Annotated in this window: 11 protein-coding genes and 1 pseudogene; 3 read left to right on the forward strand and 9 right to left on the reverse strand. The window is 34.1% G+C overall.

The annotated features are described in order from the left end of the window. Positions 1-2 precede the first annotated feature (2 nt). From kdpA to ABIQ27_RS04100, 9 genes are all read right to left on the reverse strand, one after another. Positions 3-1703, reverse strand: a complete 1701-nt coding sequence (kdpA, locus tag ABIQ27_RS04060) for a potassium-transporting ATPase subunit KdpA (protein WP_348032292.1) — start codon at positions 1701-1703, stop codon at positions 3-5. A gap of 2 nt (positions 1704-1705) precedes the next feature. Continuing rightward, positions 1706-1783 (reverse strand): potassium-transporting ATPase subunit F, encoded by a 78-nt coding sequence (locus tag ABIQ27_RS04065; protein WP_274783639.1) that lies wholly within the window; start codon positions 1781-1783, stop codon positions 1706-1708. A gap of 259 nt (positions 1784-2042) precedes the next feature. Next, entirely contained in the window at positions 2043-3383 is a 1341-nt protein-coding gene (locus ABIQ27_RS04070; protein ID WP_348032294.1) for a sigma-54 dependent transcriptional regulator, read from the reverse strand. 57 nt (positions 3384-3440) lie between these two features. Beyond that, the gene (locus tag ABIQ27_RS04075) at positions 3441-4745 is read right to left on the reverse strand and encodes an ABC transporter permease (protein ID WP_348032296.1); all 1305 of its coding nucleotides are present in this window, start codon (positions 4743-4745) and stop codon (positions 3441-3443) included. Between the two features lie 117 nt (positions 4746-4862). Continuing rightward, positions 4863-5783 (reverse strand): ATP-binding cassette domain-containing protein, encoded by a 921-nt coding sequence (locus ABIQ27_RS04080; protein ID WP_348032297.1) that lies wholly within the window; start codon positions 5781-5783, stop codon positions 4863-4865. A 253-nt stretch (positions 5784-6036) separates the two neighbouring features. Beyond that, positions 6037-7161 (reverse strand): molecular chaperone DnaJ, encoded by a 1125-nt coding sequence (gene dnaJ / locus ABIQ27_RS04085; protein WP_348032298.1) that lies wholly within the window; start codon positions 7159-7161, stop codon positions 6037-6039. Between the two features lie 58 nt (positions 7162-7219). Then, a complete protein-coding gene (locus ABIQ27_RS04090) occupies positions 7220-7759 on the reverse strand; it encodes a nucleotide exchange factor GrpE (RefSeq protein WP_348032300.1) in 540 nt (179 codons plus the stop codon). Between the two features lie 352 nt (positions 7760-8111). Then, on the reverse strand, positions 8112-9017 hold the full coding sequence (locus ABIQ27_RS04095; RefSeq protein ID WP_348032302.1) for a TIGR01777 family oxidoreductase: 906 nt from the start codon (positions 9015-9017) through the stop codon (positions 8112-8114). A 74-nt stretch (positions 9018-9091) separates the two neighbouring features. Further along, positions 9092-9547 (reverse strand): DUF4442 domain-containing protein, encoded by a 456-nt coding sequence (locus ABIQ27_RS04100; protein ID WP_348032303.1) that lies wholly within the window; start codon positions 9545-9547, stop codon positions 9092-9094. A gap of 195 nt (positions 9548-9742) precedes the next feature. Here ABIQ27_RS04100 and ABIQ27_RS04105 point away from each other — a divergent pair, with 195 nt between their 5' ends. The 3 genes and pseudogenes from ABIQ27_RS04105 to ABIQ27_RS04115 form a co-directional block, all read left to right on the forward strand. Further along, positions 9743-10198, forward strand: a complete 456-nt coding sequence (locus tag ABIQ27_RS04105) for a DUF4870 domain-containing protein (RefSeq protein WP_348032305.1) — start codon at positions 9743-9745, stop codon at positions 10196-10198. Between the two features lie 52 nt (positions 10199-10250). Continuing rightward, a complete protein-coding gene (locus ABIQ27_RS04110) occupies positions 10251-10634 on the forward strand; it encodes a hypothetical protein (protein ID WP_348032306.1) in 384 nt (127 codons plus the stop codon). An 80-nt stretch (positions 10635-10714) separates the two neighbouring features. Beyond that, a pseudogene (locus ABIQ27_RS04115) lies at positions 10715-10803 on the forward strand (PadR family transcriptional regulator); the annotation flags it as partial.

A 10803-nucleotide genomic window follows, 5' to 3' on the forward strand; every position in this document is an offset into this window, starting at 1 on the left:
AATTATTTAGAGGTAAAAAATTCGGCAATTGGTCCTAAGGTCAAAGCTGGGAAAAAGGATAATGCGGCTACAATTACGATGACGGCAAAAACCATCAATCCGAAAGTGGAAGTATCGGTTTTTAAAGTTCCGTTACTTTCTGGCACATAACTTTTGCTGGCTAAGATTCCGGCAATTGCAACGGGTCCGATGATGGGTAAGTATCTGGCGAATAGCATTACAATTCCGGTTGCAATATTCCAAAACGGCGTATTATCGCCCAAACCTTCAAATCCGCTACCGTTATTGGCTGATGCAGATGTGAACTCGTATAGCATTTCACTAAATCCGTGATAACCGGGATTCGCTAACCAACCAGATAAAGCTTCTGGATTTTCCGCATACAAATGACTTGCTAAAGCAGTTCCAACCAATATTAAAAATGGATGTAATAAAGCAATCATCATGGCGATTTTCATTTCTTTGGCTTCGATTTTCTTTCCGAGGAATTCGGGTGTTCTTCCAACCATCAATCCGCTGATGAAAACACCGAGAATGATGAAGATGTAAAAGTTCAAGAATCCGACACCAACGCCCCCATAAAAGCAGTTGATCATCATTCCGAGTAGTGTTGTGATTCCGGTTATCGGTGTCATACTGTCGTGCATCGCATTTACAGAACCGTTACTGGTGCAAGTCGTATAAGTTGCCCAATTCGCAGAAGCGGCAGCTCCGAAACGAACTTCTTTTCCTTCCATGCTTCCCATATTTTGGGCAATTCCGAGTTGGTGAATGTTGGTGCTTCCGTTCATTTCGCTTATGACTGCTGGAATGAGCAAACTCAAAAATCCGATAGTCATTACAGCATAAATGGTCCAAGATAATTTTCGACGTTTCAATACAAATCCGAGTGCAAAAACCATCGCAATTGGAATTAAGAAAATACAAATCGTTTCAACAATATTGGTCAAATAGTTAGGATTTTCCATTGGGTTGGCTGAATTCGGACCATAAAATCCACCGCCATTCGTTCCTAGTTGTTTAATCGCTACGAAAGCGGCAACCGGACCGCGACTTACATATTGCGTTTGACCTTCTAAAGTGGTGATGGTATCTTTTCCTTCAAAAGTCATTGGTGTTCCGTTGAACAATAAAATGATTGCTACAATAAATGATAATGGCAATAAAATTCTGGTGCAAGAACGAACGAAGAAACTGTAGAAATTCCCAATAGTATCGGATGTTTTTTCTTTCATCGCCATAAAAACAGCAGCACAAATTGCCATTCCGCAACCAGCACTGATGAATTGCCAAAGCATTAAGGTTAATTGTCCCAAATAAGACAAACCGCTTTCGCCTGAATAGTGTTGCAAATTGGTATTTGTAATGAAGCTAACAGTGGTATTAAATGCTAAGTCTCCAGTCATGGAAGGGTTTCCATCAGGATTTAAAGGCAACCAAACCATATTGGTCAACACTAACATTGATATGATAAACCAAACCACATTGATTGACAATAAAGCAACCAAATGCTGTTTCCAGTTCATTTGTTTGTTGGGATCAATGCCGCCAACTTTATAAAATAAGGCATCGATTGGATTGAAGATTTTATCCAGCCAAGTGCTTTCGTAATTGAATATTTTTCCGATGTAACGTCCTAATGGAATTGCCAGCAGCAAAACCAACCCATAGGTTACGATAATTCCGAGGATTTCTGAGTTCATTTTTAGAATTTTTCTGGTTTTACTAATACATAGCAGATGTAAATAAATACGGCTATGGCGATGATGAAAAGTGCTGTCATAATTTAGATTTTTTCAAAAACGGTTATCATTTTAAAGAATAGCGCGAATAATAGTAATCCGCTTGCGATGAGAATTAGTGTAATCATACTCCGAAAGTGTTTATGTGTTTCTGCGCTTATGCCAAAAAACAGTCCAAAAAAATAAGATTAGTGTAAAGTGCTGTAGTTATTAAGATTAGAGAATTTGTGCCAAAAAAAGGCATAAAAAAAACCCTATCATTTTGATAAGGTTTTCTCATTATAATACGATGAATTTTGTTTATTGAATATTGTATTCGTCTAGTTTCCGGTATAAAGTGGCTATACCGATTTCTAATAATCTTGCGGTTTCTGCTTTGTTGCCTTTGGTATAATTCAGTACTTTTTGAATGTGCAGTTTCTCAATACTTTGCATCGAAAATGCTGACATCGATTTGTTAGTTTTATCTTCCTGATGTTGGATTTCATAAGGTAAAAGCTCAGAAGTTAAAGTATCTCCGTTACATAAAATTACAGAGCGTTCGATTATGTTTTTTAATTCTCTAACGTTTCCTGACCAATAATAACTTTCTAGTTTTTGAAGAAAATCAGGAGCAATTTCTAATGTTTTACGATTGATTTTTTCAGAAAATTGTTTTACGAAATACACTGTTAACGGTGCTATATCTTTCACGCGTTCGCGTAATGGTGGAATGTTGATTTGAAAAATATTTAATCGGAAATACAAATCTGAACGAAAACGATTGGCTTCGCTTTCGGACTTTAAATCTCTGTTAGTTGCAGCAATCAATCGGAAATTTGATTTTTTCGGAGTTGAATCCCCAACAGGAATATATTCATTGGTTTCTAAAACACGGAGTAATTTGGCTTGCAGTTCTAGTGGCATTTCGCCGATTTCGTCTAAAAATAAAGTGCCACCATTTGCTTCTTCAATAAAACCTTTTTTATCTTTTATTGCTCCTGTAAAAGCCCCTTGCTTATGCCCAAATAATTCGCTTTCAAGGATTTCTTTGCTGAATGTGCTGCAGTTTAAAGCTACTAATGACTTTACAACCCGATTACTGTTTTCATGAATGGCTTGTGCAAAAACTTCTTTTCCTGTTCCTGTTTCACCTATTAATAAAACTGTTGAATCGGTTTTTGCTACTTTTTTGGCTAAATCAATAACCTGTTCTAAAGCTTTCGATTTTCCTATAATTGTATCAAAAGAATATTTATCAAAAATGCGTTTTTCGAGTTGTTGCACTTTCTTTTGAAGTTGCACTTTTTCTAATGCTTTGTGCAAAAGTGGAATAATTTTATCGTTATCGTCACCTTTTACAATATAATCAAAAGCTCCATTTTTCATGGCTTGAACGCCGTCAGCAATATTCCCATAAGCAGTTAAAAGGATAACTTCTGTTAGTGGAAAATTACTTTTTATCTTTTGAAGGAAATCAACACCGTTGCCGTCTGGAAGTTTAACATCACAAAGTATAACATCAATATCATTTTGTTCCAGTTTTTTTAATCCAGATTTTAAATTCGATGCTTCCAGAATATCAAAACCTTCCGATTTTACAATTCTGGCTAACAATCCGCGAAGTTTTTCTTCGTCGTCTATGATTAAAATAGTTTTCAAATTTGGAATATTTGATACAAAATTAGATTTATTTAATTTGATATTTATTAATTCACATTAATATCTCAACCACTTAATCAGTTCTCTCCAAGTTGGTTTTTTACCATACATTAAAATTCCGACGCGGTAAATTTTGGCAGCAAACCAAACCACTCCAAGGAAGCTTCCAAACAAGATTACCATAGAAACAATAATCTGCCACATTGGAACGCCAAAAGGAATCCGCATCATCATCACAATTGGTGATGTTAACGGAATCATTGAAAAAACTGTTGCAACAGTTCCGTTCGGATCGTTCATAACGGTAAAAAATCCAATATAAACTCCCAATATCAAAGGCATAATGATTGGCAATAAGAATTGTTGTGAATCGGTTTCATTATCAACAGCGGCTCCAATTGAGGCGTAAAACGAACTGTATAAAAAGTAGCCGCCGATGAAATAAATAATAAAAGAAATCAGGATAGTTGCGATTGGAAGATTCCACAATTCCTTTATATACATTTGAATTTGACTACCCGAAGCCTGCTGTGCCACCTGCATTGCCTGAGTTTCCGCACCGCCTGATGCTCCCATGTGGACTCCTAACATACTTGATACAACAAACATTGCGGTCAAACCTAAAAGTGCCCAAATCAGAAACTGCAAAATTCCGGCTAATGAGGTTCCGATGATTTTCCCCATCATCAATTCGAATGGTTTTACAGAGGAAATAATCACTTCGATAATTCTAGAAGTTTTTTCTTCGATAACGCTTCGCATTACCATGTTTCCATACAAAATGATAAACATCATAATCAGATAACCAAAAGCGCCACCAATGATGATTTTGATTTCGTTTAATCCTTTGAGTGCTTCTTCACCGGATGCTTTTTCTAAATTGATTGATACATCTGCCTTGGCATTTTTAATCGCCAACGTATCCAAGCCAGCTTTCTGGAAATTTTCTGCGGTGATTTTTTTGGCAATAACATCTTCTAAATCTTCAGTAAAAGAAACACTCGGACTGTCATTGGAAACATACTGAATTCCTTTTTGAAGTTTGGCGTTATCTTCCGTTTTGGGAATAATTAAAAGTCCTTCGTAGCTTTCGCTTACAATACTGTCTTTAAGAACTTTTAAATCAACAGTAGATAAATCAACATATTTATATTCTTCATCGCTTTTAAACTCATTTACAAACTGACCAGTTCCATCATGGATGGCGATGGTTTTCAATTCCGCTTTCATTGTGCTCAGATAGCCAACAAAAATGCCAATTCCAACAAACAATAACGGACTTAAAAAAGTCATTACGATAAATGATTTATTACGCACTTTGGCAATAAACTCTCTTTTTATGATAAGTACTAATTTGCTCATTTTTTAGACTGCTTAGATTTTTAGATTGCTTAGATTAATTAGATTATTGGGTTTCTTAGAATATTCTTTTAGAAATTTATATCTAACGTTCTAAGAAGTCTAAATGGTCTAAGTTGTCTAATCTGTTACTGTTTTAATAAAAATATCATTCATACTCGGGATTTTTTCCACAAAATGAGTTACTTGACCTCTTTGAACTAAAGTATTCAATAAATCATTTGGCGCAGCATTGCCCAGATTGATTTCCAGTTTCAATTCATCATTCAATGATTTAAAATCAGTTTGAGACAAGGTGAATTTTTGTGACAAATCATACATCAGACCTTCAATGTTATCGCTCAGAATTCCGACTTCATAGCTGTTCGTTCTGAACTTCTTTTTGACATCAGAAAGTTTTCCTTCAATCAGTTTATTTGATTTGTGAATTAGGGCAATGTAATCACACATTTCTTCAACGCTTTCCATTCGGTGTGTAGAAAAGATAACAGAAGTTCCCTGTTTGTTCAATTCGATAATTTCGTCTTTGATTAAATTGGCATTTACAGGATCAAAACCAGAAAATGGCTCGTCAAGAATAAGCAATTTTGGTTTGTGTAAAACGGTAACCACGAATTGGATTTTTTGTGCCATTCCTTTGGAGAGTTCCTGAATTTTCTTGTTCCACCAACCCTGAATTTCCAAACGGTCAAACCAGTAGTCTAATTGTTGTTTGGCATCTTGCTTTGATAAACCTTTGAGTTGCGCTAAATACAAACACTGCTCGCCTACTTTCATGGTTTTATACAAACCTCTTTCCTCGGGCATATAACCAATAACGGCAACGTGTTCTGGCTTTAGTTTTTCACCATCAAGAATTATTTCACCATGATCGGGCAAAGTAATTTGGTTGATGATTCGGATAAGGGAAGTTTTTCCGGCGCCATTTGGACCCAGAAGTCCATAAATACTACCTTTGGGAACTGTTAAAGAAACTTCGTTAAGCGCAGTATAATTACCATATTGCTTAACGACTTTGTTTACTTCAAGAATATTGCTCATATTTTAAATTTCAATGTCAAATTTCAAATTTCAAATTTCAATATCAAAAATCAAAGTCAATAGTTTTTATTTTTATTGATTTTTGAGATTGCAATTGTTATTGAATCTTGTAAAAGTAAGCAATAAGTAATAAAACAGAATAGTTTGTTACAAAAAAACCCACCCTAATTTTTACAAAAGGATGGGAAAAATTGCTATGAAAAAGAAGTTACCTGTTTCCAAGTAACAATCAAATATAAAAATATTTTTTAAACTACGAAAACATATCCTTTACTTTTTCAAAAAAAGATTTATCGCCTTTTTCAGGTTGTGGAATAAAGTTCACATCAGTCAAAGATTTTTCAAAAAATTGACGTTGCTCTTTACTTAGGTTTTTTGGAGTCCACACATTAATATGCACTAGTAAATCTCCATTGCTATAACTATTCAGACTTGGAATTCCTTTGCCTTTTAGTCTTAAAATTTTTCCGGATTGAATTCCGTCTTCTAGTTTAATTCTTACTTTACCGTTAACAGCTTCAATATCTTTTGATACGCCAAGGGCAGCTTCAGCAAAACTGATATATAAGTCATAATGAAGATTTTCGCCTTCGCGTTTTAAAAATTCATGTTCCAGTTCTTCTATCGCAACAATTAAATCTCCCGCAACTCCATTTCCCGGAGCATCATTTCCTTTACCTGAAACCTTTAATTGCATTCCGTCAACTACTCCAGCTGGGATTTTGATAGAAACGGTTTCGTCTTCTAAAATCATTCCGTGTGCATCTGCATTGCTAGGTTTACTTTCGATAGTCTGACCTGAACCGCCACAAACATGACAGGTTGTAGCAGATTGCATTCTGCCTAAAATGGTATTGGTAACTCTCAAAACCTGACCTTGTCCGTTACAGGTTGTACAGGTTTTATATTTTACGCCAGCAGCCTGGACTTTACGTTTTACTTTTACTTTTTTCTCAACACCATTTGCAATTTCTTCTAATGTCAATTTTACTTTGATACGAAGATTGCTTCCTTTCACTCTGCGTTGTCCTCCAGAATTTCCTCCGAATCCACCAAATCCACTTCCGCCAAATGCACCACCAAAAATATCTCCAAACTGACTGAAGATATCATCCATGTTCATATGATGTCCGCCACCATAACCACTTGAAGCATCAAAAGCAGCATGACCATATTGATCATATTTTGCTTTTTTGTCAGCATCACCTAGTACTTCATAAGCCTCGGCAGCTGTTTTGAAATTGTCTTCGGCTTCTTTATTTCCCGGGTTTTTATCAGGATGGAATTCAATCGCTTTCTTGCGGTATGCTTTCTTAATTTCTTCGGGAGTTGCGTTTTTTGAAACACCTAATATTTCGTAAAAATCCTTTTTGCTCATAATGTTTTATAAAATTTAAACGCGGTAAATGGCGTTTCTAATCCGTTGTTAATTAAAATTAATTTCCAATAACAACCTTTGGAAAACGAATTATTTTATCTCCTAGTTTGTATCCTTTTTCAATTACGTCAACAATTTTTCCTTTCAAATCATTTGATGGTGCAGGAATCTGAGTAATCGCTTCAGCATAATCTGCATTGAATGCATCGCCTGCTCTCACTTCAACTATTTCTAATCCTTTTGAAACCAAAGTACTTTTTAATTTCTCGTGAATTAATTCAACTCCTTTTAACAAAACATCATCTTCTGATTTAGAAATTTCAATCATTGCTCTGTCGAAATCATCCAACACTGGCAATATGGCTTGTAAAACATCCTGATTGGCAGTCTTAAATAAATCTATTCTTTCTTTTGCGGTTCTTCTTTTGAAGTTTTCAAATTCAGCAAAAAGACGAAGAAATTTATCTTTTTCATTGGCTAAATCTTCCTGTAACTTTTCCTCAACAGTTAATTCGGTAGCTGATTCAATTTCATTTACAATGTTTTCCGATGTATTTTCATCTACAATTGGTTCTTTTTCTGTATTTCCAGTATTCATTGAATTTTTATTTTTAAAAATATTTTTCATATTTGTTTTTTTCCGCTACGCTCCAAACAGTTCGGCTACGCCTCGGATGATGTTTTTTTGGTTTGCAAAAGTACTGCCATTTCTTTAAAAATGTCAAATTGTCACCTATTTTTTGTTTGACTTAAAAATTCTTAAACCATACATAAAAGTGAAACTTTAATAAAACTTTAATAAAATTTTAAGACTATAACGATTTCGTTTAGATTAAATTTGTTTCTCTAATATAAACATATATTCAATTCAGGTTAGCTTATCGCTTTAAAAATTATTAATTCAAGAATCTTTATAGTAAAAAAAGTGCTGTTAAACAACAGCACTTTTTTTATGAATATAAATCAGCAACAGCTTCCTTTATTTCGGGGAATTGAAATTGAAAGCCAGCTTTAATAATCTTATCTGAACTTATATTTTTACTGGAAAAAAGCAGATAGCTCATTTCGCCTAGGAGCAGCTTCATTAAAAACTGTGGAATATTGGGTAGAAAAAGTGGTTTTTTCAATGTCTTTGCTATAACAGTTGTTAACTCCTGATTACTTATCGGATTTAGTGTCGCTGCATTATAAACACCTTCCAATTGATTTTCAATCACAAAACAATACATAGCAACCAAATCATTAATATGTATCCAGGATTGGATTTGCTTACCGCTTCCCATAGCTGCACCAAAACCCAACTTTATAGGTTTTGCCATTTCTGGTAAAGCACCACCATCATTTGAAAGTACAACTCCGGTTCTGAGTTTACAGACTTTAATATTCAAAACCTGAAATCGGTTGGCACTTTCTTCCCATTTTTTGACCACATTAGAAAGAAAACTGTCTTCTGTTTCCTTTGTGGTTTCATCATAAACTTTAGTAATACTTTCAGGATAAATAGCTGTTCCCGAAGCGGAGACAAATTGCTTTACTTGGTTTGGGTGTTTCCTAACTAAATTATATAACAATTCACTCGACAATATCCGGCTTTCTATAATCTCTTGCTTATAGGCATTCGTCCAGCGTTTTGCAATGTTAGCTCCAGCTAAATGAATGATGGCATCAACTTCATAAATACAATTCTCATCGATTTTACTTTGTTCCGGATTCCAATAAAAGCCTTGGTAATTCGGTTTACTGACAATCTTTGATTTTGAAGTGGTCAAATAATGTACTGAGTGATTCTTAGCTAAGAACAGCTTTACCAACTCTTTTCCTATTAAACCAGTTGCGCCAGTAATTAGAATCTTCATTTTGAGGGATTTTTATCAAAGTTACAATCAACACGTCATAAATAAAACCCAATTATAATGGGTTTAACTTTTGTTTACTGCTTTAATTTTATACTCCATTCAAAGTTCAATTCAGAAACCTGTTCGCCCTTTTCATTTTCCCCGATAGATTTCATCCAAATGGTTTGTCCTTCGCCTGTTGCGATTGTTTTTCGAATGGCTTCTTCTATTAAATGGCCGTCGTTGCAAGTAAATGTTATTCGTCCTGTGGCCTTTTTAGAAAAGTTTCCATTATTATTAGCAACAAGCATTGAGATATTCCTACCGGTGGTTTTGATTTGCATCATTACTAATGCACCAGTTGTCAGTTCTGCAGCCATGGCCTGCACCGCAAAATACATCGACTTAAAAGGGTTTTGGTTAAACCATCTATGCCTGACTGTTGCGACACATTGTTCCTTTGAAATTGACTTTACCCTTACTCCACACCAAAAAGCAGATGGTAATTTTAAAAATAAAAAGGCATTCATTTTTGAAGGAGAAAGTTCCATAGAGCTTGATTTTACTGTAAAAATACAATAAATTCCGTTGATTATACATTTTAATAAAATGTTAATTTTTTGTTAAATTTAAGTACTTTGTATTGCATAATACCTTTTTTTGATTGTATCTTTGTATAAGAAATTAATGGCCTATCTATAGTATTAAAAGTTTCATACATCAATCAATCTAAAAAAACAAAAATCATGACAGCAACTAATGACAAAAACATCGCTACAGTTTTACATCTTAGCACTTTGACTCAATATATTATTCCGTTTGGGAATTATATATTTCCGATTGTCATCTGGAGTTCAAAAAAAGATGAATCAGAATTCATTGATTACAACGGAAAACAAGTATTGAATTTTCAATTGAGCATCTTTATATATAGTGTTGCGTTATGCTTAATCGCCATACCAATATTTATATACACCATTTTTCAAAATTTTCCTGTGGATACTTGTTTTGATGGCGATGATTTTGTCATCAATCATTTAAGAATGGGACACTTCAGTGGTGTAGCAATAATCGGAATTGTTGCCGTGTTTCTATTTGTCCTGTTAAAAATTGCAGAATTTGTACTAATCATTCATGCCGCAGTTAAAGCGTCAAACGGAGAAGAATATAAATATCCTTTAAGCATTCCGTTTTTTAAATAAAATCATCATCAATCAAATCAAGTCAAATCATCAATCAATTAAATCAAACAAAATGAAAAATTTACTCTTAATCACAGTATTTATAGTTGTAGCGACAACTAAATTATTAGCACAGGAAAAAGGTGCAATCGAAATCAAAGGACTGGAAAAACAATCCTTTAGAAAAAATGATGAAAACATCAACAAAAAAGAAAATCATCAATTTGAGATTGTAGCAAATGAAAACGTCGATGTCAATTTAAAATTCAGTTTGAAAGCAGAAGGCATTGTAAATGTTCTGGTAACAGACAGAAAAGACAAAGTAATTTTCTCAAAAGAATTCCAAAAAGATGGTGAAAACAGAATCGCATTTGCCATGGAAGAAAATGAAAAATACACAATCAGGCTAGTTGGAAATAATCAATCCAATTTGGTTGTTAATGTTTCTGAAAATTAAAAATCAATCAATCGAGTTTCAATCATCAATCAAAGCAAAGAGCGAATCAGTATTAATCAAAAAAAATTAAATCATGTATTATGAATATTGAAAACACAAAAGCCCAGATGCGTAAAGGTGTTTTAGAATTTTGTATCTTGTCAGTTTTAAAAGACAAAGAAGCATATAC

Origin of the sequence: Flavobacterium sp. (assembly GCF_039916025.1) — a bacterium.
Lineage (GTDB): Bacteria > Bacteroidota > Bacteroidia > Flavobacteriales > Flavobacteriaceae > Flavobacterium.

Coding starts and splice junctions, on each gene's coding strand:
- ABIQ27_RS04095 (WP_348032302.1), bottom strand. CDS start 9,017: ATGAAGATTCTAATTACTGGCGCAACTGGTTTAATAGGAAAAGAGTTG.
- ABIQ27_RS04075 (WP_348032296.1), bottom strand. CDS start 4,745: ATGAGCAAATTAGTACTTATCATAAAAAGAGAGTTTATTGCCAAAGTG.
- ABIQ27_RS04090 (WP_348032300.1), bottom strand. CDS start 7,759: ATGAATACTGGAAATACAGAAAAAGAACCAATTGTAGATGAAAATACA.
- ABIQ27_RS04110 (WP_348032306.1), top strand. CDS start 10,251: ATGAAAAATTTACTCTTAATCACAGTATTTATAGTTGTAGCGACAACT.
- dnaJ (WP_348032298.1), bottom strand. CDS start 7,161: ATGAGCAAAAAGGATTTTTACGAAATATTAGGTGTTTCAAAAAACGCA.
- kdpA (WP_348032292.1), bottom strand. CDS start 1,703: ATGAACTCAGAAATCCTCGGAATTATCGTAACCTATGGGTTGGTTTTG.
- ABIQ27_RS04065 (WP_274783639.1), bottom strand. CDS start 1,783: ATGACAGCACTTTTCATCATCGCCATAGCCGTATTTATTTACATCTGC.
- ABIQ27_RS04105 (WP_348032305.1), top strand. CDS start 9,743: ATGACAGCAACTAATGACAAAAACATCGCTACAGTTTTACATCTTAGC.
- ABIQ27_RS04100 (WP_348032303.1), bottom strand. CDS start 9,547: ATGGAACTTTCTCCTTCAAAAATGAATGCCTTTTTATTTTTAAAATTA.
- ABIQ27_RS04080 (WP_348032297.1), bottom strand. CDS start 5,783: ATGAGCAATATTCTTGAAGTAAACAAAGTCGTTAAGCAATATGGTAAT.